18 protein-coding genes are annotated in these 21,808 nt (G+C 69.1%); 7 read left to right on the top strand and 11 right to left on the bottom strand.

Annotated elements, in window-relative coordinates; genetic code table 11:
- Positions 1–5: 5 nt before the first annotated feature.
- From smpB to V5F75_RS16030, 3 genes are read left to right on the top strand one after another with little or no spacing between them, the layout of a single operon-like run.
- Entirely contained in the window at positions 6–482 is a 477-nt protein-coding gene (gene smpB / locus V5F75_RS16040; RefSeq protein ID WP_394033782.1) for an SsrA-binding protein SmpB, read from the top strand.
- Positions 483–503: 21 nt separating this feature from the next.
- Complete coding sequence (locus V5F75_RS16035; RefSeq protein ID WP_394033781.1) at positions 504–908, top strand: VOC family protein; 405 nt, start codon at positions 504–506, stop codon at positions 906–908.
- Positions 905–1,471, top strand: a complete 567-nt coding sequence (locus V5F75_RS16030) for a peroxiredoxin (RefSeq protein ID WP_394033780.1) — start codon at positions 905–907, stop codon at positions 1,469–1,471. Before V5F75_RS16035 ends, V5F75_RS16030 begins: the two co-directional genes overlap by 4 nt.
- Before the next feature lie 11 nt (positions 1,472–1,482).
- On the opposite strand, the gene V5F75_RS16025 is transcribed toward V5F75_RS16030, so the two are convergent.
- Positions 1,483–2,133: a uracil-DNA glycosylase gene (locus tag V5F75_RS16025; RefSeq protein ID WP_394033779.1), complete on the bottom strand. Its 651-nt coding sequence runs from the start codon at positions 2,131–2,133 to the stop codon at positions 1,483–1,485.
- Positions 2,134–2,175: 42 nt separating this feature from the next.
- On the bottom strand, positions 2,176–2,784 hold the full coding sequence (locus V5F75_RS16020; RefSeq protein ID WP_394033778.1) for a LabA-like NYN domain-containing protein: 609 nt from the start codon (positions 2,782–2,784) through the stop codon (positions 2,176–2,178).
- A 203-nt stretch (positions 2,785–2,987) separates the two neighbouring features.
- Here V5F75_RS16020 and rpoZ point away from each other — a divergent pair, with 203 nt between their 5' ends.
- Positions 2,988–3,377, top strand: coding sequence for a DNA-directed RNA polymerase subunit omega (gene rpoZ, locus V5F75_RS16015; protein ID WP_394033777.1), 390 nt, complete (start codon positions 2,988–2,990; stop codon positions 3,375–3,377).
- A 65-nt stretch (positions 3,378–3,442) separates the two neighbouring features.
- On the opposite strand, the gene rimO is transcribed toward rpoZ, so the two are convergent.
- Positions 3,443–4,786, bottom strand: coding sequence for a 30S ribosomal protein S12 methylthiotransferase RimO (gene rimO, locus V5F75_RS16010; RefSeq protein WP_394033776.1), 1,344 nt, complete (start codon positions 4,784–4,786; stop codon positions 3,443–3,445).
- Between the two features lie 247 nt (positions 4,787–5,033).
- Between rimO and V5F75_RS16005 the strand changes: the two genes are divergently transcribed.
- The 3 genes from V5F75_RS16005 (at position 5,034) to cysG (ending at position 11,875) form a co-directional block, all read left to right on the top strand.
- On the top strand, positions 5,034–7,175 hold the full coding sequence (locus tag V5F75_RS16005) for a sodium-translocating pyrophosphatase (protein WP_394033775.1): 2,142 nt from the start codon (positions 5,034–5,036) through the stop codon (positions 7,173–7,175).
- A gap of 100 nt (positions 7,176–7,275) precedes the next feature.
- The gene (polA, locus tag V5F75_RS16000; RefSeq protein WP_394033774.1) at positions 7,276–10,278 is read left to right on the top strand and encodes a DNA polymerase I; all 3,003 of its coding nucleotides are present in this window, start codon (positions 7,276–7,278) and stop codon (positions 10,276–10,278) included.
- A gap of 118 nt (positions 10,279–10,396) precedes the next feature.
- Positions 10,397–11,875, top strand: coding sequence for a siroheme synthase CysG (gene cysG, locus V5F75_RS15995; RefSeq protein WP_394033773.1), 1,479 nt, complete (start codon positions 10,397–10,399; stop codon positions 11,873–11,875).
- An 82-nt stretch (positions 11,876–11,957) separates the two neighbouring features.
- Here the strand turns inward: cysG and V5F75_RS15990 are convergent, their stop codons facing one another.
- The 8 genes from V5F75_RS15990 to V5F75_RS15955 all read right to left on the bottom strand — a co-directional run bounded on the left by V5F75_RS15990 (position 11,958) and on the right by V5F75_RS15955 (position 21,707).
- Positions 11,958–12,719, bottom strand: coding sequence for an SDR family NAD(P)-dependent oxidoreductase (locus tag V5F75_RS15990; RefSeq protein ID WP_394033772.1), 762 nt, complete (start codon positions 12,717–12,719; stop codon positions 11,958–11,960).
- Between the two features lie 144 nt (positions 12,720–12,863).
- Positions 12,864–14,351: an amidophosphoribosyltransferase gene (purF, locus tag V5F75_RS15985; protein ID WP_394034086.1), complete on the bottom strand. Its 1,488-nt coding sequence runs from the start codon at positions 14,349–14,351 to the stop codon at positions 12,864–12,866.
- 46 nt (positions 14,352–14,397) lie between these two features.
- Positions 14,398–15,129: a CvpA family protein gene (locus tag V5F75_RS15980; protein ID WP_394033771.1), complete on the bottom strand. Its 732-nt coding sequence runs from the start codon at positions 15,127–15,129 to the stop codon at positions 14,398–14,400.
- A gap of 122 nt (positions 15,130–15,251) precedes the next feature.
- The gene (gene radA, locus V5F75_RS15975; RefSeq protein WP_394033770.1) at positions 15,252–16,715 is read right to left on the bottom strand and encodes a DNA repair protein RadA; all 1,464 of its coding nucleotides are present in this window, start codon (positions 16,713–16,715) and stop codon (positions 15,252–15,254) included.
- A 90-nt stretch (positions 16,716–16,805) separates the two neighbouring features.
- Positions 16,806–17,069 carry a hypothetical protein gene (locus V5F75_RS15970; RefSeq protein WP_394033769.1) on the bottom strand — a complete coding sequence of 88 codons (264 nt, stop codon included), beginning with the start codon at positions 17,067–17,069 and terminating at the stop codon, positions 16,806–16,808.
- A gap of 284 nt (positions 17,070–17,353) precedes the next feature.
- The gene (locus tag V5F75_RS15965) at positions 17,354–18,913 is read right to left on the bottom strand and encodes an inorganic phosphate transporter (protein WP_394033768.1); all 1,560 of its coding nucleotides are present in this window, start codon (positions 18,911–18,913) and stop codon (positions 17,354–17,356) included.
- Between the two features lie 200 nt (positions 18,914–19,113).
- Entirely contained in the window at positions 19,114–20,229 is a 1,116-nt protein-coding gene (gene alr, locus V5F75_RS15960; RefSeq protein WP_394033767.1) for an alanine racemase, read from the bottom strand.
- Entirely contained in the window at positions 20,226–21,707 is a 1,482-nt protein-coding gene (locus V5F75_RS15955) for a replicative DNA helicase (RefSeq protein ID WP_394033766.1), read from the bottom strand. Before V5F75_RS15955 ends, alr begins: the two co-directional genes overlap by 4 nt.
- Positions 21,708–21,808: the final 101 nt, after the last annotated feature.

Raw genomic sequence — 21,808 nt, 5'->3', positions numbered from 1 at the left:
CGAGCATGAGCGACAAGAAGAAAGACGCCCCCCGCAAGGTGGCCGCGGAGAACCGGCGGGCCAGGTTCGACTATTCCATCGAGGAGGTGTTCGAGGCCGGCGTCGCCCTCACCGGCACCGAGGTGAAGAGCCTGCGCACCGGCAAGGCCACCATCGGCGAGAGCTACGCCGCGCAGAAGAACGGCGAGATGTGGCTCTACAACGCCTACATCCCCGAATATCTCGAAGCCAACCGCTTCAACCACGAGACCCGCCGGCCCCGCAAGCTGCTGCTCCACAAGCGGCAGATCGCCAAGCTCGGCAATGCCGTGGAGCGGGAGGGCATGACCGTGGTGCCGCTGAAGATCTATTTCAACGATCGCGGCCGTGCCAAGGTGGAGATCGCCCTCGCCAAGGGTCGCCAGGCCCACGACAAGCGCGAGGCGTTGAAGGAGCGCTCGTGGGCGCGCGACAAGGCGCGCCTCATGCGCGAGCGGGGCTAGCTGGGGGGGGGAGGACGGAGGATGAGCGAAGGCGCGCCGTTGCCGGTGGCACTCGATCACTGCGTGCTGCATGTGAGCGACTTCGCCGTCTCGAACGCCTTCTACGCCGCCGTGCTCGGCGCCGAGGTGCTGCCGCGCGGCGCGGGCTTCGTCTATCGCTTCGGGGACCGCCAGCTCAACCTGCATGGGCCCGGCCTCACCCCCACGCCGGTGGCGCGCGTGCCCGTCGCGCCCGGCAACAGCGACCTGTGCTTCCGCTGGGATGGCCCCATCGAGGATGCGATGGCTCACCTCGCGCGCCATGGCGTGGCGCCGGAGCTTGGGCCCGTGGAGCGGTTCGGCGCCCTGGGGGTCGGCCGCAGCGTCTATTTCCGCGACCCGGACGGGTCCCTGCTCGAATTCATCTCCTATGCGAGGGCGCCATGAGCGATTTCCAGAGCCTGCCGACGGACCTTCCCGCGCCGGAGGACGACGGCGCGGCCGCCCACCTGCCAGGGCTGGAGCTGCCCATCATCCGGCTGGCCGCCACCGACGGGCGGCGGGTGGATCTCTCCGCCCTCTCGGGCAAGGCGGTGGTCTATGTCTATCCACGCACGGGCCTGCCCGGCACCGCCCTGCCGGAGGGGTGGGACGCCATTCCCGGCGCGCGGGGCTGCACGCCGCAGTCGTGCGCCTTCCGAGACCATTTCGAGGATCTGCGCGCGGTCGGCGTCGAGCACGTGTTCGGCCTTTCCGTGCAGGACACGGCCTACCAGAGCGAGGCGGCGGCGCGCCTCGGCCTGCCGTTTCCGCTGCTCTCAGATCATCGGCGGGAACTCGCCGGGGCGCTGCGGCTGCCCACCTTCACCGTGGATGGCGAGGTGCTGCTGAAGCGCATCACCCTCATCATTGATGAGGGCGCCATCTCCCATGTCTTCTACCCGGTCTTCCCGCCCGACGAGAACGCCGCCCAGGTGCTGGCGCACCTGAAGGCCCGGCGGGCAGGATAGCCGGGCGCGCCTCAGCCGAGAAAGGCGCGGACCTGCTGGAACACGGCGCGGAACATGTCGGGCGTCAGCACCCGCGTGTTGGTGTTGTAGCGCGAGCAATGGTAGCTCGCGAACACCCTGACGCCGGCGATCTCGCCCGAGGCGCCATGGCCGAACTTGAGATGGGAGGCTTTCGCCCCCAGGGCCGCGAGGGTGGAATCGTGGGCGATCTTGCCCAGCGTCACCACCGCCTTCAGGTGCGGCATATGCGTGAAGGCCGGGGCGAGAAAGCGCCGGCAGGTGCGGATCTCTTCCGGCGTCGGCTTGTTCTGCGGCGGCACGCAGCGCACGGCGTTGACGATGCGCGCATCCTTCAGCTCCAGCCCGTCGTCCGGCCGGGCCTCGTAGCGGCCGGCGGCGAACCCGAAGTGGAGCAGGGTTTCGTAGAGCAGGTCGCCCGCATAGTCGCCGGTGAAGGGGCGCCCGGTGCGGTTGGCGCCGCGCAGGCCCGGCGCGAGCCCGACGATGAGCAGGCGCGCGGTGTCCGGACCGAAGGCGGGCACGGGCGCGTTGAACCAGGAGGGTTCGGCTTCGCGCCATTCCTCGCGGAAGGTGGCGAGGCGGGGGCAGAGCGGGCAGTCGGCCGCGGGCTCGAAGGCGCAGTCCTTCGTGGCGGCGGGCATTGCAGACAGGGCCTTTGCGGCGGCGCGCGCCATGGGGCGCGCTCAGCAGCCGTCGGTGTCGGAGCCGGCGGGGGCGCCGCGGCGTTCCAGGAAGCGCGGGGTTTCCTGCATGCGGCCCTGGCGCTCGGAGGGGTCGCGGCCGATCTTCGGCTGCAGCTCCACGAGATCGATGAACATGTCCGCCTGCCGGCGCAGGTCATCGGCGATGAGGGGCGGCTGGGTGGAGATGGTGGACACAACCGACACGCGGATGCCGCGCCGCTGCAGCGCCTCCACTAGCGAGCGGAAGTCGCCATCGCCCGAGAACAACACGATGTGATCGACGTGCTCGGCGATCTCCATGGCATCGACGGCGATCTCGATGTCCATGTTTCCACGCACACGGCGGCGGCCCTGGGCGTCGGTGAACTCGCGGGCCATCTTGGTCACGACCGAATAGCCGTTGTAGTCCAGCCAGTCGAGCAGCGGGCGGATCGAGGAATACTCCTGGTCCTCGATCAGGGTGGTATAATAGAACGCGCGCAGGAGGTATCCACGCCCCTGGAACTCTTTCAGGAGGCGCTTGTAGTCGATGTCGAAGCCGAGCGCCTTGGTCGCGGAGTAAAGATTTGCGCCGTCGATGAGAAGAGCGATCTTTTCAAGGCCCTGCATAAAATGTCCGCCGGTGGAATGGGATGGGCATAACGCTGGAACGACTGTATGCCGCGCCGTCCGCTGCCTTTCTCCGACGAAGGCCGATTCAACGCAAGCGAAAAAGGTGCCAGCCGCTTGCTACGGATGTTGAATTGTTGTATCGACCGCCTCTTCCCAGGCTATGATCCAGCCCCAAGTGCGCATGAGGGAGTGCCGAGCCCATGGCCCGCGTCACGGTTGAAGATTGCATCGACAAGGTGGACAACCGGTTTGAGCTGGTGCTGCTCGCCGCCCACCGCGCCCGCATGATCTCTTCGGGTTCCCAGATTACCATCGATCGCGACAACGACAAGAACCCGGTGGTGGCTCTGCGTGAGATCGCCGACGAGACCGTGAGCCCCGAGGATCTGAAGGAAGACCTGATCCACTCGCTCCAGAAGTACACGGAAGTGGACGAGCCCGAGCCCGAGACCGTGCCGATGATCGCCTCCAGCGAGAGCGGCTCCGGCGACGACAGCGAGGTCGTGCTCGACCGCATGACCGAGGAAGAGCTGCTCGCCGGCCTCCAGGGCCTCGTGCCGCCCGAGCATTCGGACGACGACGAGGGCTGATCGGCCTCGCATCCGTGAACGTGAAGAAAACGGCCGGGGCTCGCCCGGCCGTTTTCTTTTGTGCCTCAGAAGCCGATGGCGGTGCCCGAGAGGTCGTAGGGGCCGGCTGCGTCGATCTTCACGGTGGCGATCTCGCCCACGCGCAGCGGGCGGCGGGCGGAGACCTTCACCGTGCCGTCGATCTCCGGCGCGTCGCCCTTGGTGCGGCCGATGCCGCCGAAGGGGGTCACAGCATCGATGATGACCTGCTGGCGCGTGCCCACCTTGCGCTTCAGCCGGCGGGCGGAAACCTTCTGCTGGGTGCGCATGAAGCGGTCGTAGCGCTCGGCCTTCACCTCGTCCGGCACCGGGTTTTCCAGCGCGTTGGCGGGGGCGCCCGCCACCGGCTCGAACTTGAAGGCGCCCGCCCGGTCGATCTCGGCTTCCTCCAGGAAGTCGAGCAGCTCCTGGAACTCCTCCTCCGTCTCGCCGGGGAAGCCGACGATGAAGGTGGAGCGCAGGGTGAGGTCCGGCACCTTCTCCCGCCACGCCTCGATGCGGGCCAGGGTCTTCTCCTGGGAGGCGGGGCGCTTCATGCGCTTCAGCACCGAGGGGCTGGCGTGCTGGAAGGGGATGTCGAGATAGGGCAGCACCTTGCCGGCGGCCATCAGCTCCATCGCCGCGTCCACGTGCGGGTAGGGATAGACATAGTGCAGCCGCACCCAGGCGCCGAGGCTGCCCAGGGCCTCCGCGAGGTCGAGGAAGCGGGTCGCCACCTCCCTCTCGCCGTCGGCGCTCTTCCACAGGCTCGGGGCATAGCGCAGGTCCTGCCCATAGGCGGAGGTATCCTGCGAGATGACGAGCAATTCCTTCACGCCCGCCTTCACCAGCTTCTCCGCCTCGCGCAGCACCTCGCCCGCCGGGCGGGAGACGAGATCGCCGCGCAGTTTCGGGATGATGCAGAAGGTGCAGCGGTTGGAGCAGCCTTCCGAGATCTTGAGATAGGCATAGTGGCGGGGGGTGAGCTTGACCCCCTGGTCGGGCACGAGATCGAGGAAGGGGTCGTGCTGGGGCGGCACCGCCTCGTGCACGGCGGCGAGCACGCTTTCATATTGCTGGGGGCCGGTCACCGCCAGCACGCCGGGGTGGGCGGCGGTGATCTGCTCGGGCTCGGCGCCCATGCAGCCGGTGACCACCACCTTGCCGTTCTCCGCCAGCGCATCGCCGATGGCGGCGAGGCTCTCGGCCTTGGCGCTGTCCAGGAAGCCGCAGGTGTTCACGATGACGAGATCGGCCCCCGCATGGGTCTTGGTCAGCTCATAGCCCTCCGCGCGCAGGCGGGTGACGATGCGCTCGCTGTCCACCAGCGCCTTCGGGCAGCCGAGGGAAACGAAGGAAATGCGGGGCGACTTCTGCGCGGTCTCGGCCATGATGCGCGACGGCTTCTTCAACTGTTGGGGGCAGGGGGCACCGGTTAGGCGAGCGCGGGGCTTCCGTCAATCCCGCGCCGGGGAGGCGGGGCGTGCGGCGAACGCGCCGAAGGGGCGCATCGCCGCGTTGCGGCGTCGGCGGGGAGCTTCTCCCGAATTGCGCGGCAAGGCTCTTGTTCGCTGTCGTCATCCCTCCCACACTCGCAGGTATAATAACGAAGACTCGGAAACGCTGAGGAGTGGCTCCATGCTGGCCCTGCTGCCGATCATCGCCTGCGGCCTCCTGGCCGTCGTCTACGGGGCCTTGGCGGCCCGCCGGCTCATGGAGGCGGACCCCGGCTCCGTCCGCATGCAGGAGATCGCCGCCGCCATCGCCGAGGGCGCGGCGGCCTATCTGAGGCGCCAGTACCTCACCATCGGCGCGGTGGGCGTCGTCATCTTCATCGTGCTGGGCCTGGGGCTCGGCTGGCTGGTGGCGGCGGGCTTCGCCATCGGCGCCGTCCTTTCCGGCGCCGCCGGCTTCATCGGCATGAACGTGTCGGTGCGGGCGAATGTGCGCACCGCCCAGGCGGCCATGCGCTCCCTCGCCGCCGGGCTGGATCTCGCCTTCACCGCGGGCGCCATCACCGGCCTGCTGGTGGCGGGCCTCGCGCTGCTCGGGGTCAGCGTCTACTTCCTGGTGCTCACCGGCCCGCTCGGCTACGCGCCCTCGAGCCGCACGGTGGTGGACGCGCTGGTGGCGCTGGGCTTCGGCGCCTCGCTCATCTCCATCTTCGCCCGCCTCGGCGGCGGCATCTTCACCAAGGGCGCGGACGTGGGCGGCGACCTCGTGGGCAAGGTGGAGGCCGGCATTCCCGAGGATGATCCGCGCAACCCCGCCACCATCGCCGACAACGTGGGCGACAATGTCGGCGATTGCGCCGGCATGGCGGCGGACCTGTTCGAGACCTATGCGGTGACGGTGGTGGCCACCATGGTGCTCGCCGCCATCTTCTTCTCCGCGACGCCCAGGACCCTGCACGTGATGCAGCTTTATCCGCTGGCCATCGGCGCGGCCTGCATCCTCACTTCCATCGCCGGCACCTTCTTCGTGAAGCTGCGGCCCAATTCCACCATCATGGGCGCGCTCTACCGCGGCCTTCTGGCCACCGGCGGGCTCTCCGTGTTCGCGCTGGCGGCGGTCACCTGGCTGCTGCCGGGCTTCGGGCCGGTGGAGGGCGCGGCCTTCACGGGCACGGCGCTGCTGCTGTGCGGCGTGGTGGGGCTGCTGGTGACGGGCGCCATCGTCGTCATCACCGAATATTACACGGGCACGGGGCACCGGCCGGTGGTGTCCATCGCCCAGGCCTCGGTGACGGGGCACGGCACCAACATCATCCAGGGCCTCGCGGTGTCGCTCGAGGCGACGGCGCTGCCCACCCTCGTCATCATCTTCGGCATTCTCGCGGCCTATGCCCTCGCGGGCCTGTTCGGCATCGCCATCGCCGCCACCACCATGCTGGCGCTGGCAGGCATGATCGTGGCGCTCGATGCCTTCGGTCCGGTCACGGACAATGCCGGCGGCATCGCCGAGATGAGCGGCCTGCCCAAGGAAGTGCGCCAGTCCACCGATGCGCTCGATGCGGTGGGCAACACCACCAAGGCGGTCACCAAGGGTTATGCCATCGGCTCGGCGGGGCTCGGCGCCCTGGTGCTGTTCGCCGCCTACAGCCAGGACCTGAAGTATTTCATCGCCACGGCGGGGGAGGGCACCTATTTCGCGGGAGTCTCGCCCAATTTCTCCCTCGACAACCCCTATGTGGTGGTGGGCCTCCTGTTCGGCGGGCTCCTGCCCTTCCTGTTCGGTGCCATGGGCATGACGGCGGTGGGGCGCGCCGCCTCGGCCATCGTGGAGGAGGTGCGCCGCCAGTTCCGCGAGAAGCCGGGCATCATGGCCGGCCGCGAGAAGCCCGATTATTCCCGCGCCGTGGACCTGCTGACCCGCGCCGCCATCAAGGAGATGATCCTGCCCTCCCTGCTGCCGGTGCTCTCGCCGGTGGTGTGCTATTTCGTCGTGTATCTGGTGGCGGGCGGCGGGGTGGCCGGCAAGTCGGCGGCCTTCTCGGCGGTGGGGGCCATGCTGCTCGGCGTCATCGTGACCGGCCTGTTCGTGGCCATCTCCATGACCTCCGGCGGCGGCGCCTGGGACAATGCCAAGAAGTCCATCGAGGAGGGCTTCGTGGACCGCAACGGCGTGCGCCACGAGAAGGGATCGGAGGCCCACAAGGCGGCCGTGACCGGCGACACGGTGGGCGACCCCTACAAGGACACGGCCGGGCCGGCGGTGAACCCCATGATCAAGATCACCAACATCGTCGCGCTGCTGCTGCTGGCCGCCCTCGGCCACTGATTGGGGGCGGCGCGGCGGCGGGGTTGTTCCACCGGGCGGCGTGGGGCATCGTGCGCGGCGCTTCGCCCCGCGCCGCCCGGCGCCACGATGGATGCCTGCCATGTCCCCTTCGCCCCGCCCCATCCAGCCCGGAGACCGCGTGTTCCTGGTGGATGGCTCCTCCTTCGTGTTCCGGGCCTATTTCCAGTCCATCAACCAGGACCGGAAATACAATTTCCGCTCCGACCGGCTGCCCACGGGGGCGGTGCGCCTGTTCTGCACCAAGCTGTTCCAGTTCGTGCGCGACGGTGCGGTGGGCATCAAGCCCACCCATCTCGCCATCATCTTCGACAAGTCCGAGGACAGCTTCCGCAAGGCGCTCTACCCCGCCTACAAGGCCAACCGCTCCGATCCGCCGGATGAGCTCATTCCCCAGTTCCCGCTGATGCGGGAGGCGGTGCGCGCCTTCGGCCTCGTGCCGGTGGAGCAGGCGCGTTACGAGGCCGATGACCTCATCGCCACCTATGCGCAGCAGGCGGTGAAGGCGGGGGCGGAGGTGCTCATCGTCTCCGCCGACAAGGACCTGATGCAGCTCATCGGCCCCCATGTGGCCATGTACGATCCCGCCTCGGGCGAGAGCGGCGGGCGCGGCGCGCGGCCGGAGCGGCGCATCGGCGAGGCCGAGGTGGTGGAATATTTCGGCGTGCCACCGGAGAAGGTGGTGGACGTGCAGGCGCTGGCCGGCGATTCCACGGACAACGTGCCCGGTGTGCCCGGCATCGGCATCAAGACCGCCGCCCAGCTCATCAATGAATATGGCGACCTCGACACGCTGCTCGCCCGCGCCGGCGAGATCAAGCAGCCCAAGCGCCGCCAGTCGCTGGTCGAGAACGAGGAAGCCGCGCGCGTCTCGAAGAAGCTGGTGGAGCTGGTGCGCGACGTGGCGGTGGAGGTGCCGCTGGAAGACCTGGTGCTGGAGGAGCCCGACGCCCGCCAGCTCGTCGCCTTCCTGAAGGCCATGGAATTCACCACCATCACCCGCCGCGTGGCGGAGGCCTATGGGGTGGACCCGAGCGCCGTCGACGCGGACCCCAGGCTTGCGCCGCGGGGCCTGTTCACCCTCGGCGCGGGCGAGGAGGAGGGGGCGGAGGCTGGCAAGGCGCCCACGGCACCGGCGGGCGCGCCCGCTGGCAAGGCCGCAGACGCCGGGGCGGACGGCATCCTGAAGCCCTCCGATCTCGCCCGCGCCCGCGCCGAGGCCGCCCGCGCCACGCCGGTCGATCGCGGCGCCTACCGGACCGTCACCGCGCTTTCCGAGCTGGAGGCGTGGTGCGCCAAGGCGCGCGACCAAGGATTCGTGGCCTTCGATACGGAGACCACCTCGCTCGATCCCATGTCGGCGGATCTGGTGGGCGTGTCCCTGGCGCTCTCGCCGGGGGAGGCCTGCTATATCCCCCTCGCCCATGTGGGCGCGGGCGACGGCCTCTTCAGCGAGGGGCTGCTGGACGGGCAGATACCGCTTGAGAAGGCGATCGCAGCCTTGAAACCCATGCTGGAGGACGCCGGCACCCTCAAGATCGGGCACAACGCCAAGTACGACGTGCTGATGCTCTCGCGCTACGGCATCACGGTCGCGCCCATCGACTGCACCATGTGCATCTCCTACGCGCTGGACGCGGGCCTCAACGGCCACGGGATGGACGAGCTTTCGGAGCGCCATCTCGGGCATACGCCCATCGCCTTCACCGAGGTGGCGGGCAAGGGCAAGGCGCGCGTGACCTTCGACAAGGTGGCGCTGGAGCCCGCCACCCGGTACGCCGCCGAGGATGCGGACGTGACCCTGCGCCTGTGGCTGGCGCTGAAGCCGCGCCTCGTGGCCGAGGGCCGCACCACCGTCTACGAGACCCTGGAGCGCCCGCTCATTCCCGTGCTCACGCGCATGGAGGCGCGCGGCATCGCCATCGACAAGGCGCTCCTGGCGCGGCTTTCCTCGGAGTTCGCGCAGGGCGCGGCGCGGGTGGAGGACGAGATCTCCGAGCTGGCGGGCGAGAAGATCAACGTGGGCAGCCCCAAGCAGATCGGCGACATATTGTTCGGCAAGATGGGCCTGCCGGGCGGTTCCAAGACCCCGACCGGAGCCTGGTCCACCAAGGCCAACGTGCTGGAGGAGCTGGCGGAAACCGGCCATCCCCTGCCGCAGAAGATCCTGGAATGGCGCCAGCTCGCGAAGCTGCGCTCCACTTATACGGATGCGCTGCCCAATTTCGTGAACCGCGACACCCATCGCGTCCACACCTCCTATGCGCTGGCGGCCACCACCACCGGGCGGCTTTCGTCTTCCGATCCGAACCTGCAGAACATTCCGGTGCGCACGGAAGAGGGCCGGCGCATCCGCCGCGCATTCGTGGCGGAGGCGGGCAACAGGCTGGTCTCGGCCGATTACTCGCAGATCGAGCTGCGCCTGCTGGCCGAGATCGCGGACATCCCGGCGCTGCGGCAGGCGTTCCAGGAGGGGCTGGACATCCACGCCATGACGGCGTCCGAGATGTTCAACGTGCCGGTGAAGGACATGCCGCCGGAAGTGCGCCGCCGGGCTAAGGCCATCAACTTCGGTATCATCTACGGCATCTCCGCTTTCGGCCTCGCCAACCAGCTCGGCATTCCGCGTGAGGAGGCCGGCCAGTACATCAAGCGCTATTTCGAGCGCTTCCCCGGCATCCGCGACTACATGGAGGCCACCAAGGCCTTCTGCCGCGAGCACGGCTACGTGGAAACGTTGTTCGGCCGGCGCTGCCACTATCCGGAGATTTCGGCGAAGAACCCCTCCATCCGCGCCTTCAACGAGCGCGCGGCCATCAATGCGCGCCTCCAGGGCACGGCGGCGGATATCATCCGCCGCGCCATGATCCGCATGGAGCCGGCCCTCGATGCGGCGAAGCTCTCCGCCCGCATGCTGCTGCAGGTGCACGACGAGCTGGTGTTCGAGGTGGCCGAGGCGGAGGTGGAAAAGACCCTGCCCCTGGTGCGCCATGTGATGGAGACCGCCGCCGCCCCGGCGGTGCACCTCGCCGTGCCGCTGAATGTGGACGCGCGGGCGGCGGCGAACTGGGATGAGGCGCATTGACCGTATAAAATACGTGAAATAAAAATATCACGTATTTTCGCGTTGAAATGAATTAGGCGTGCGCATACTCTGTGAAATGTGCCGGTCGCCATCGGCGCCTTTCATGGAGTTTCGTGCCATGGCCGTTTCCGGCCTCATCCGCCGTCCCGACACGACCGCGCAGGGCCGCATGGCGCCCCTGGCACGGCTGCCTGTGTTCTTCGGCCTTTCGGGGAGGCGCGTGGTGGTGGCGGGGGAAGAGGGCGCCGGGCTCGCCTGGAAGGTGGAGGTGCTCGCCGCCGCCGACGCCCGGGTGGAGGTGTTCGCCGCCCCCTGCGCGGAGCTGGAGGCTCTGGCCGAAACGCCGCCCGCCGGCGCGGTGGTGCTGCACGCCCGTTCCTGGTGCGCGGATGATCTTTCCGGCGCGTCGCTTGGGGTGGGCGCCTTCGCGGATGATGCGCAGGCCGCGCGCTTCGCGCAGGCCGCGCGGGCGGCGGGCGTGCCCGTGAATGCGGTCGACAAGCCCGCTTTCAGCGATTTCACCTTTGGCGCCATCGTCAATCGCTCCCCTTTGGTGGTGGGCATTTCCACCGATGGCGCGGCGCCGGTGTTTGGCCAAGCCGTGCGCGCCAAGATCGAGGCGTTGCTGCCGGCGGGTTTCGCGGCCTGGGCGGCGGCGGCGCGCGCATGGCGGCGCACGCTCTCCGGCCTCGGTCTTTCCGCCCAGGCGCGGCGCGCCTTCTGGGAGCGCTTCAGCGCCAAGGCCCTGACTGAGCCGAACCGCGCACCCGTCGATGCCGACCGCGAGGCGCTGCTCGCCGCGGCCCGGCCGGTTTCCGGCGGCTCGGTGGTGCTGGTGGGAGCGGGGCCCGGCGATCCCGAGCTGCTCACGCTCCGGGCTGTCCGCGCCCTGCAATCGGCGGACGTGGTGCTCTATGACGATCTCGTTTCCGGCGCCGTTCTGGATTTCACCCGCCGCGAGGCGCGCAAGATGCTGGTGGGCAAGACCGGCTACGGCCCGTCCTGCAAGCAGGACGACATCAATGCGCTGATGGTCGCCCTCGCCCGCGAGGGGCGCCGCGTGGTGCGCCTCAAGGGCGGCGAGCCCATGATCTTCGGCCGGGCGGGGGAGGAGATCGCCGCCTGCCGCGCCGCCGGCATTCCGGTGGAGGTGGTGCCGGGCATCTCCTCCGCCCAGGGCGCGGCCAGCCGCATCGCCGCCTCCCTCACCCATCGCGACCATGCGCGGCGGCTCCAGTTCGTCACGGCTCATGCCCGCAACGGCCGGCTGCCCGAGGATCTCGATTTCAAGGCCCTCGCCGATCCGGTGGCGACCACCGTGGTCTACATGCCGCGCCATACCCTGAGGGAGCTGGTGGCGCGCCTTGTGCCGGCCGGCATCGATCCCGCGACGCCCGCGGTGGCGGTGTTCGCCGCGACGCGGCCGGAGGAAAAGGTCGTGCGTGCCTCCATCGGCACCTTGGCCGAGGCGGTGGACCGGGCGGTGGAGGACGGGGCTTCAGGCCCCTGCATCGTGCTTTACGGCCACGCCCTTGCCGCCGCCATGGCTGAAGCTGAGCCGGCTGTCGCGCCGGAGATGCACCGGGCGGCTGGGTGAAGCCGGCCGCCGTGCACGCCCGGAAAAAGCAAAAGGCCGCGCGGATACCCCGGCGGCCTTTCTCGTTTTCGCGCCCGGCGCGTCAGGCGGGCATCTGGAAGTCGAGCAGCTTCTTCTGCGGGAAGTCGTAGAGCCGGCCGGTTTCCTCGAAACTCGGCAGGCACAGGGGCAGGATGGCCGCCGCCGCCTCTTCTGGGGTCGGCAGGGTCATGGGGTCTTCGCCGGGGAAGGCCTTGGCCCGCATGAGCGTGCGGATGGGGCCGGGGTTGAACAGGTTCACCTTGAGGTTGCCGTTGATGGCTTCCGCTGCCCACGTGCGGGCCATCGCCTCCAGCCCCGCCTTGGTGATGGCGTAGGGCCCCCAATAGGCCTTCGCCTTGTGCGCCGCGCCGGAGGAGATCACCACCGCGCGGGCGGTGGTGGAGAGCCGCAGCAGGGGATCGAACGAGCGGATGCAGCGCCAGTTGGCGGTGAGGTTCACGGCGATGGTCGAGTCCCAGTCCTTCGGCAGCACATGGCCGAGGGGCGAGAGGGGGCCGAGCACGCCGGCATTCGCCACATATACGTCGAGCCGTCCATACCGCTCGTAGAGCGCGCCGCCCAGGCGGTCGATGCCTTCGCCGTCCTTCAGGTCCAGCGGCACCAGGGTGGCGGCACCGCCGACGGCGGTAATGGCGTCGTCCAGCTCCTCAAGCCCGCCCTCGCTGCGGCCCACCGCCACCACATGGGCGCCCGCGCCCGCGAGCGCGATGGCGGTGGCCGCGCCGATGCCGCGCGTGGCGCCCGTGACGAGGGCGATCTTGTCGGCGAGGGGCTTGTCGCCCGCCGGGCGGAGGTCGGTCATGGGTGCTCCGGGCGTTGTCGTTGAGGGGCGAGATGAGCCGTCATCGCGCCCAAAGTCCAGCCTTCCACCCGCGTCGCCCCCGGTCGCGACGCCGCAGGCGGAGGAGGGGCGCGCGCGGTGCGGATCGCGCCACCCGGTGCGGGCTCAGCTCGCTTCGGCGAGCAGGGAGAGCTGCTGCGCGCCCACGGCGCCGGCGCGGTCGGTGAGCGGGGTGGGGTAGTCGCCCGTGAAGCAGTGGTCCGTGAACTGCGGGCGCACCGGGTCGCGGCCCTCATAGCCCATGGCGCGGTAGACGCCATTGACCGTGAGGAAGGCCAGCGAATCCGCGCCGATATAGCGGCGCATGCCCTCAAGATCGTGGGTGGCGGCGAGCAGCTTGTCCCGGTCGGGGGTGTCGATGCCGTAATAGTCCGGGTGGGTGATGGGCGGGGAGGCGATGCGGAAGTGAACTTCCTTGGCGCCGGCATCGCGCATCATCTGCACGATCTTCACGGAGGTGGTGCCGCGCACGAGGCTGTCGTCCACCAGCACGATGCTCTTGCCTTCCACCACCGAGCGGTTGGCCGAGTGCTTCATGCGCACGCCCTGGTCGCGGATGGACTGAGTGGGCTGGATGAAGGTGCGCCCCACGTAATGGTTGCGGATGATGCCCAGCTCGTAGGGGATGCCCGAGTGCTGGGAGAAGCCGATGGCTGCCGGCACGCCGGAATCGGGCACCGGGACGATCACGTCGGCGTTGGCCGGGGCTTCTTCCGCCAGCACCCGGCCGAAGGTCTTGCGCACCTGGTAGACGGAGCGCCCGCCCACCACCGAATCCGGCCGGGCGAAGTAGATGTACTCGAAGATGCAGGGCCGGGCCGGCATCTCGGGGAAGGGCTTGTAGGACTGCAGTCCGTCCTCGTCGATGACGATGACCTCGCCGTTTTCCACGTCGCGCACGTAGCGCGCGCCGATGATGTCGAGGGCGCAGGTCTCGGAGGCGAGGATGGGCGAGCCGTCCAGCGTGCCCAGCACCAGCGGGCGGATGCCCAGGGGATCGCGCGCGCCGATGAGCTTCTTGTTGGTGAGCGCCACCAGCGAGTAGGCCCCTTCGAGGCGCTGGATCGCATCGATGAAGCGGTCGATGAAGCGCGGCTTGCCGGAGCGCGCCACGAGATGAAGGATCACCTCGGTATCGGTGGTGGACTGGGTGATGGCTCCCTCGCGCACGAGCTGCTTGCGCAGGGTGAGGCCATTGGTGAGGTTGCCGTTGTGGCCCACCGCGAAGCCGCCGGAGTCCAGCTCCGCGAACAGCGGCTGCACGTTGCGCAGCAAGGTTTCGCCGGTGGTGGAATAGCGCACGTGGCCGACCGCGGAATCACCGGGCAGGCGATCGATGACGGCGGCGTCGGAGAAGGCGTCGCCCACCAGGCCCAGGCGCCGCTCCGAATGAAAACGCCGGCCATCGAAGGAGACGATGCCGGCGGCTTCCTGTCCGCGATGCTGCAGGGCGTGCAGGCCGATGGCCGTCACCGCCGCGGCGTGGGGATGGTTGTAGATCCCGAAGACGCCGCATTCCTCGCGCAGCCGGTCGCCGTCGAGGTCGAGGTCGATCGTCGAGGAAGAGCGCGCGTATGCGCCTGCGCCGTTCATGCCGCCCGCGTCCATATTGTCCATCTTGCACCTCCGCTCGGCGGCCCTATTGGCCGGTGCCGCGCGTGCTCTCAAGCAACTGATCGAAGCCCTGCTGGTCCGTGCGCCGATAGCCCGCGGACCCCTGGCTTCCCTGACCCTGACTTCCTTGGGCTCCCTGGGCGGCGCCCGCCGCCGTGCCTTGAGCCCCGGAACCCGAGCCTGCGTTGCCGGAACGCTGGTTCCCCGCCGGGGCCGCGGGGGTTTCCCCTTCTTCAGGGGTGGGTTGCTTCTTTAGCTTGTTCAAGATGGTGTTTTCAGGGTCATCCGGCAACTGGGCCATCAGCCACTCGCCCGTGCTTTGCAGGGCGGGGCGGGTTTTTGCGTCCGCCACCCACGCCGGCTGGTTCTTGGAGGGCACCAGCCAGTTGAAGAACAGGAAGGCGACCACCATCACGAGCAGCCCGCGGGCGAGGCCGAACAGGAAGCCCAGGGTGCGGTCGAGGGCGCCGATTCGGCTGTCGAGCACCAGATCGGAGATGCGCGCCGTGATGATGGAGGCGATGAGCAGCGTGCCGAGGAAAAGTAATCCCACCGTCGCGGCGAGGGCCGCCGTGTCCTGGGAGATGTACTGTTTCACGTAAGGCAGCACGGGCTTGTAGAAGAAGAGCGTGACGCCCGCGGCGACAGCCCACGACAGGATGCTGAGCACTTCACGCAAAAGGCCGCGCACCATGGCGAGGACGCCTGAAATCAGCATCACGGAAATGACAATGATGTCCAGTAGGGTGACAGGCATTGGTGCATCGATCCGTGGTCGGTGGTGCGCGGGACAAGCGCACCCTGCCGCTCCACCTCATGCGGAGCGCGCCGCGCGGGTCATATAGCTCGCGTATCCCGCCTCGTCATCTCCCCGTTTCGTCAGTCGTCGTCCATGTCCGCCCCGCCGGCGCCGGAGGCCACGCGGGGACGCCCGCTCCCTCCGCCCTGAGCCGGGCGCATGGCTGCCTTTCGCGGTGCGCGGGCGGCGATGGCGGCCACGAGCTGCGCCAGGGAGGAGACCGCCTCCACCTCCACCGGCGCGGCCGATCCATCCTGGCCGCCGGCGGGGATGACGGCACGCGCGAAGCCGAGCTTCGCTGCCTCCTTCAGCCGCGCCGGTGCCTGGGACACCTGCCGCACCGCCCCGGTAAGGCTTGCCTCGCCAAAATAGACCGCTTCCGCCGGCAGCGGCGCCCCGGTGAGGGAGGAGACCAGCGCCGCCGCCACCGCGAGGTCTGCCGCCGGCTCGTTGATGCGGAAGCCGCCGGCGACATTGAGATAGACATCGTGCCCGCCGAGCCGCACCCCGCAGCGGGCATCCAGCACCGCCAGCACCATGGAGAGGCGGTTGGGGTCCCAGCCCAGCACCGCCCGGCGCGGCGTGCCGAGGGAGGAGGGGGCGACCAGCGCCTGGATCTCCACCAGCACCGGCCGCGTGCCCTCCATGCCCGCGAACACGGCGGTGCCGGGGGCGCCCAGGTCCCGGTTCGAGAGGAACAGCTCTGAGGGGTTGGCCACCTCGCGCAGGCCGCCGCCGGTCATCTCGAACACGCCGATCTCGTCGGTGGGGCCGAAGCGGTTCTTCTGCGCGCGCAGCACGCGGAACTGGTGCCCGCCGTCGCCCTCGAAGGAGAACACAGCGTCCACCATGTGCTCCACCACCCGCGGGCCGGCGATCTGCCCGTCCTTGGTGACATGGCCCACCAGGATCACGCAGGCACCCGTCTGCTTGGCGTAGCGCACCAGGAGCTGGGCCGAGGTGCGCACCTGGGTCACCGTGCCGGGGGCCGATTCCACGCTGTCCGACCACATGGTCTGGATGGAATCGATGACCACCACCTGCACCGGCGGGCCGCTGGAAAGGGTGGCGAGGATGTTCTCGGCGTTGGTTTCGGCGGCGAGGCCCACCTTCGCGCCGGCGAGGCCGAGGCGCTGGGCGCGCATGCGCACCTGGTCCACCGCCTCCTCGCCGGAGACATAGACCACGTTCAGCCCGCGCGCGGCGAGGGCGGCGGAGGCCTGGACCAGCAAGGTGGACTTGCCGATGCCGGGATCGCCGCCGATGAGCAGGATGGAGCCGGGCACGAAACCGCCGCCGGCCACGCGGTCGAGCTCGCCGATGCCGCAGACGAGGCGGGGGGCGGGATTGCCGGCGCCCTCCAGGCTTTCCAGCGCGAAGGCGCGGCCCTTGCGGGAGGAGCGCTGGGCGGCAGGCACGGAGGCCGCGACGGCGACCTCTTCGGAAATGGTGTTCCAGGCGCCACAGGCATCGCACTTGCCCTGCCATCGCGTGTAGACGGCGCCGCAGGACTGGCAGACGAAGGTGTGGTCGCGCTTGGCCATGGAGGGTTCCGCTCGGGCGCGGCGGCCGAATCCGTCACGCCCGGCGGGAGCTTACATCATCGCCCGCCGATTCCGGGGGTGGGCGGAGACTCAGCAGGCCTCGCGCAGGGCCGGGGCGCTGAAGGCGCCGAGGCCGGTGGAGATGAGCTGCTCGATCTCGCGGAAGGTGGCCTCCATCTCGGTGGAGATGGCGTCGTGCAGCACGCTCAGCTTCTCGGCGCGCTCGCGCTCGCGGCCTTCGAGCAGCGCCAGGGCGGCACCGATGACGGCCTGGGGCCCCTCGAAGCGGCCCGAGGCGACGAAACGGTCGATGAGACCGGTGTGTTCCGGAGAAAGATCGAGTTGATCCGACATGGGGCCTCTCCACGAAAGCGCAGACGCCAGGGTCATTCGCTGGGAGGTCGGGCAGGAGCCCGCGATGCCCGGCGCAGTCTTTCTGCGCGCCGCATCGAGAACCTGCGACCCTCAGCCAGCTTCGGGCGTGGCTTCATCATGGCCGCGACATGGTTAATTTTTGCTTAAGGAGTGGTGCGGGAAGCCTGTATCCGCAAGGGGCGGCGGCTTCATGCACCGTAAACGGATACGGCCGGAGCGGGGGTGCCGCTCCGGCCGCATCTCGTGTCGTTCCGCCTGCGCCGTCACATGATCTGGCGCAGCACCATGTAGAGGCCGCCGGAGAGCAGGATGGCCGCCGGCAGGGTGAGCACCCAGGCCATGAGCAGGTTGCGCACGGTGGACATCTGGAGGCCGGAGTTGTTGGCCGCCATGGTGCCGGCCACGCCGGAGGACAGCACATGGGTGGTGGACACCGGCAGGCCGTACATGTCCGCCGCGCCGATGGTGGCCATGGCCACCACTTCGGCGGCGCCGCCCTGGGCGTAGGTGAGGTGGGTCTTGCCGATCTTCTCGCCCACGGTGACCACGATGCGCTTCCAGCCCACCATGGTGCCGAGGCCCAGCGCGATGGCGACCGCGATCTTCACCCAGATGGGGATGAACTTCGTGGCCTGGTCGAGCTGGCGCTTGAAGGCGCTGAGGTTGTCGCGGGCGTTGGCGTCGAGCTTGGGCGCGCCGATCTTGTTCATCACCCGGATGGTCTCCGAGGCGAGGTACATGTCGTTGCGCATGTTGGAGACGGAGGCCGCCGGCACCTGGGCGAGGGTCTCGTGGGTCGCCACCATGTCGGAGATCTCGCGCGTCACCTGGGCGAGGGCCGGCACGGTCTGCGCGGTCGGCTCGTGGTCGCGCACGAAGGCGGTGAGCGCCGCGCGCGGATCGGCAGGGGCCTGCACGCCGCCGGAAGCCGCCACCAGCGAGGCTTCCGTCGCCTGGGCGATGGCGCGGAACTGGGTCACTTCCTCCACGTTCACGGCGCGGTTCAGCGCGTAGGCCGTGGGCACGATGCCGATGAGGATCAGCATGATGAGCCCCATGCCCTTCTGCCCGTCGTTGGAGCCGTGGGCGAAGGACACGCCGGTGCAGGTGAGCACCAGCAGGCCGCGAATCCACCACGGCGGCGGCTTGTGGCCCTCCGGCGCGCGATAGAGCGCGGGGTTCTTCACGGTGAGCTTCAGCGTCAGCAGCATCAGGCCGGCGGCGATGAAGCCGATGAGCGGCGAGAACAGGAGCGCATAGCCCACGTTCGCGGCCTGCCCCCAGTCCACGCCCGAGGTGCCGTCGCGGCCCTGCACGATCTGGTTGGCGATGCCGACGCCGATGATGGAGCCGATGAGGGTGTGGGACGACGACGCCGGCAGGCCGAGAGACCAGGTGCCGAGGTTCCACACGATGGCCGCGATCAGCAGCGCGAACACCATCGCCATGCCGGCGCCGGAGCCCACGTTCAGGATCAGCTCCACCGGCAGCAGCGAGACGATGCCGAACGCCACCGCGCCCGACGACACCAGCACGCCGAGGAAGTTCCAGGCGCCCGACCAGACCACCGCGAAATGGGCCGGCAGCGAATTGGTGTAGATGACGGTCGCGACCGCGTTGGCGGTATCGTGGAAGCCGTTCACGAACTCGAAGCCGAGCGCGATCAGCAGCGCGACCACGAGCAGGATGAAGGGCAGCACCGCCAGGGTGTCGGTGCCCGAATCCACAACGTCCCGCCAGATGGAGAAGCCGGTGAAGCCCAGCCCGCCGATCAGCAGGGCGAAGAACAGGAAGATTTCCAGGAGGCCATGGTCTCGATCCATGGACGCGCGGCGGGATGAAGTGTGGTGATGGCCCCCCGCCGGGGCGGCGTGGCGCGGCGTCGCGGCTTGCGACATGAACGTCTCCATTCAACCATCGGAGGACCGCCCGATCGGCGATCCTCCCTTGGTTGACAGGAGGCCGTGACACCCGAGTGACGCCCGTGGATACCGCCGGCGGGCAGCGCTGCCAGGTGGAGACCCTAGCCGCCGATGTAGCGGCGCAGGTAGCGCCCGCCGAGGGCGGTGAGCACCTCATAGCCGATGGTGCCGGCCTTCTGCGCCAGCTCGTCCACGCCGATTCCATCGCCCAGGAACACCGCCGTGTCGCCGCGGGTCACCGCCTCTCGCGGCAGGTCCGTGATGTCGAGGGTGGCGAGGTCCATGGAGATGCGCCCCACCAGCGGGCAGCGCCGGCCGCCGAGCACGGCATCGGCGCCCTTGCGGGCATCGGTGGAGCCGGCGGCGCGGAAGAAGCCGTCGGCATAGCCGATGTGGACGGTGGCGAGGCGGCTGTCGCGCTGCAGGCGCTCGGTGGCGCCGTAGCCCACCGTTTCGCCGGCGGGCGCGTGGCTCACCTGGATCACCCGCGCCTCAAGACGCACCACGGGCTTCAGCGCCGGCTCGCCCGCGATGGCGCCGCCGCCATAGAGCAGGATGCCCGGCCGCACGAGATCGAAGCGGAAGCCCTCGCCCATCAGCGTGCCCGCGGAATTGGCGAGCGAGGCCCGGACACCGGCGAAACGCCGTGCCACATCGGTGAACACCTGCTGCTGATGCGCGGTGAGGGCATGGCCCGGCGTGTCGGCGCAGGCGAGGTGGCTCATGACGAGGCTCGGCGCGAAGCCGAGCGCGGCGCGCCCTTCGGCGAGGCGCGCGGCCTGCTCCAGGGTGACACCGAGGCGATGCATGCCGGTATCCACGTGGATGGCGGCGGGCAGGTCCGCCCCCTCCACGCGGCAGTGGGCGTCCCATTCCGCGATCTCCGGCTCCGAGCCCAGCACCGGGCGGATGTCGTGCGTGGCGAACGTAACCGCAGTGCCGGGCAGCAGGCCGTTGAGCGCATAGATGGTGGCTTCGGGCAGGAGGGCGCGCAGATGCACGGCCTCCTTCAGGTGCGCGACGAAGAAGGTGCGCGCGCCGGCGCGCCACAGGGTCGGTGCCACCTGGTCGATACCGAGGCCGTAGGCATTGGCCTTCACCACCGCCGCACATTCCGCCGGAGCGGCGCGGGCGGCGAGCGTGCGCCAGTTGTCGGCGATGGCGCCGAGATCCACCGTGAGGATGGCGCCGGCCTCGGCCGTGGTGTCCGCGCTCAATGGCGCTCCGGCAGGTGATCTTCCCGCGCCAGATTCGAGAACCGGGTGAACTGCGGCTCGAAGTGCACCTTCACCGTTCCCGTCGGGCCGTGGCGCTGCTTCCCGATGATGATTTCGGCCGTGTTCTCGGCCGCCTTCATCTCGATCTCCCACTTGAACCACTCCTCTGTGCCCGGCTTGGGTTCCTTGTTCTTGAGGTAATATTCCTCGCGGAACACGAACATGACCACGTCGGCGTCCTGCTCGATGGAGCCGGATTCGCGAAGGTCCGAAAGCTGGGGCCTCTTGTCGTCGCGCGCTTCCACCTGACGCGAAAGCTGTGACAGCGCCATGATGGGCACTTGCAGCTCTTTCGCCAAGGCCTTGAGGCCGGTGGTGATCTCGGTGATCTCCTGCACGCGGCCCTGGGACGCGGACTTGCCGGAGCCGGACAGGAGCTGGAGATAGTCCACCACCATGAAATCGAGCCCGCGCTGGCGCTTCAGCCGCCGCGCCCGCGCCACCAGCTGGGCGATGGAGATGCCGCCGGTGTCGTCGATGTAGAGCGGGATCTGCTGCATGGTCTGGGCGGCGGCGGCGAGCTTGGAGAACTCGGCCTCCGAGATGTCGCCGCGGCGGATCTTGTAGGAGGCGATCTCCGCCTGCTCGGCGAGGATACGGGTGGCGAGCTGCTCGGAGGACATTTCCAGCGAGAAGAAGCCGACCACGCCGCCCGAGACCGCCTCGATGGAGCCATCCGGCTTCTGCTCGCCGCGATAGGCGGCGGCGATGTTGAACGCGATGTTGGTGGCGAGCGAGGTCTTGCCCATGGCCGGGCGCCCCGCGAGGATGACGAGGTCGGAAGGCTGCAGGCCGCCCATGTGCTGGTCGAGGTCGTCGAGGGCGGTGGCGATGCCGGAGAGGTGCCCGTCGCGCTGGAAGGCCTTGGAGGCCATGTCCACCGATTCGCGCAGCGCGTCTCCGAACTTCAGGAAGCCGCCGTCGTAGCGCCCGCTCTCGGCGATCTCGTACAGGCGCTTTTCCGCCTGCTCGATCTGCTCCTGGGGCGTGGTGTCCACCGTGGCGTCGAACGCCTCGTTGACGATCTCCTCGCCGATGCGGATGAGGTCGCGGCGCACCGAGAGGTCATAGATGGCGCGGCCGTAGTCCTCGGAATTGATGATAGTGGTGGCTTCCGCAGCCAGCCGCGCGAGATATTGCGGACCGGTGAGGCCGGCGACGTCGAGGTCCGCCGGCAGGAAGGTCTTGAGCGTCACCGGGGTGGCGATCTTGTTCGCCCGGATGAGGGCGCCGACCACCTCGAACAGCTTGCCGTGCAGCGGCTCGTAGAAATGGCGCGGCTCCAGGAAGTCGGAGACGCGGTAGAACGCCTCGTTGTTCACCAGGATGGCGCCGAGCAGCGCCTGCTCCGCCTCCAGGTTATGGGGCGCCTGACGGTAGGTGGGGACGATTTCCCCCGCGTTCGGAAGATCGAGCATGGTCACGAGTCCACGGCTTGGGGGTCTCGTTTAGCAGGCGAGGGTTCACGAGTCCCTTCCCGCCACCTTCGGGCGGGAAGAGAGATCATCCACAGCGGTGA

Origin of the sequence: Xanthobacter albus (assembly GCF_043194895.2) — a bacterium.
Lineage (GTDB): Bacteria > Pseudomonadota > Alphaproteobacteria > Rhizobiales > Xanthobacteraceae > Xanthobacter.
This window is presented reverse-complemented; position numbering and strand designations above follow the sequence as displayed.

Bases quoted from the DNA above. Each gene is read 5' to 3' on its own strand.
- smpB (WP_394033782.1), top strand. From the start codon at position 6: ATGAGCGACAAGAAGAAAGACGCCCCCCGCAAGGTGGCCGCGGAGAAC.
- V5F75_RS16035 (WP_394033781.1), top strand. From the start codon at position 504: ATGAGCGAAGGCGCGCCGTTGCCGGTGGCACTCGATCACTGCGTGCTG.
- V5F75_RS16030 (WP_394033780.1), top strand. From the start codon at position 905: ATGAGCGATTTCCAGAGCCTGCCGACGGACCTTCCCGCGCCGGAGGAC.
- V5F75_RS16025 (WP_394033779.1), bottom strand. From the start codon at position 2,133: ATGCCCGCCGCCACGAAGGACTGCGCCTTCGAGCCCGCGGCCGACTGC.
- V5F75_RS16020 (WP_394033778.1), bottom strand. From the start codon at position 2,784: ATGCAGGGCCTTGAAAAGATCGCTCTTCTCATCGACGGCGCAAATCTT.
- rpoZ (WP_394033777.1), top strand. From the start codon at position 2,988: ATGGCCCGCGTCACGGTTGAAGATTGCATCGACAAGGTGGACAACCGG.
- rimO (WP_394033776.1), bottom strand. From the start codon at position 4,786: ATGGCCGAGACCGCGCAGAAGTCGCCCCGCATTTCCTTCGTTTCCCTC.
- V5F75_RS16005 (WP_394033775.1), top strand. From the start codon at position 5,034: ATGCTGGCCCTGCTGCCGATCATCGCCTGCGGCCTCCTGGCCGTCGTC.
- polA (WP_394033774.1), top strand. From the start codon at position 7,276: ATGTCCCCTTCGCCCCGCCCCATCCAGCCCGGAGACCGCGTGTTCCTG.
- cysG (WP_394033773.1), top strand. From the start codon at position 10,397: ATGGCCGTTTCCGGCCTCATCCGCCGTCCCGACACGACCGCGCAGGGC.
- V5F75_RS15990 (WP_394033772.1), bottom strand. From the start codon at position 12,719: ATGACCGACCTCCGCCCGGCGGGCGACAAGCCCCTCGCCGACAAGATC.
- purF (WP_394034086.1), bottom strand. From the start codon at position 14,351: ATGAACGGCGCAGGCGCATACGCGCGCTCTTCCTCGACGATCGACCTC.
- V5F75_RS15980 (WP_394033771.1), bottom strand. From the start codon at position 15,129: ATGCCTGTCACCCTACTGGACATCATTGTCATTTCCGTGATGCTGATT.
- radA (WP_394033770.1), bottom strand. From the start codon at position 16,715: ATGGCCAAGCGCGACCACACCTTCGTCTGCCAGTCCTGCGGCGCCGTC.
- V5F75_RS15970 (WP_394033769.1), bottom strand. From the start codon at position 17,069: ATGTCGGATCAACTCGATCTTTCTCCGGAACACACCGGTCTCATCGAC.
- V5F75_RS15965 (WP_394033768.1), bottom strand. From the start codon at position 18,913: ATGGATCGAGACCATGGCCTCCTGGAAATCTTCCTGTTCTTCGCCCTG.
- V5F75_RS15955 (WP_394033766.1), bottom strand. From the start codon at position 21,707: ATGCTCGATCTTCCGAACGCGGGGGAAATCGTCCCCACCTACCGTCAG.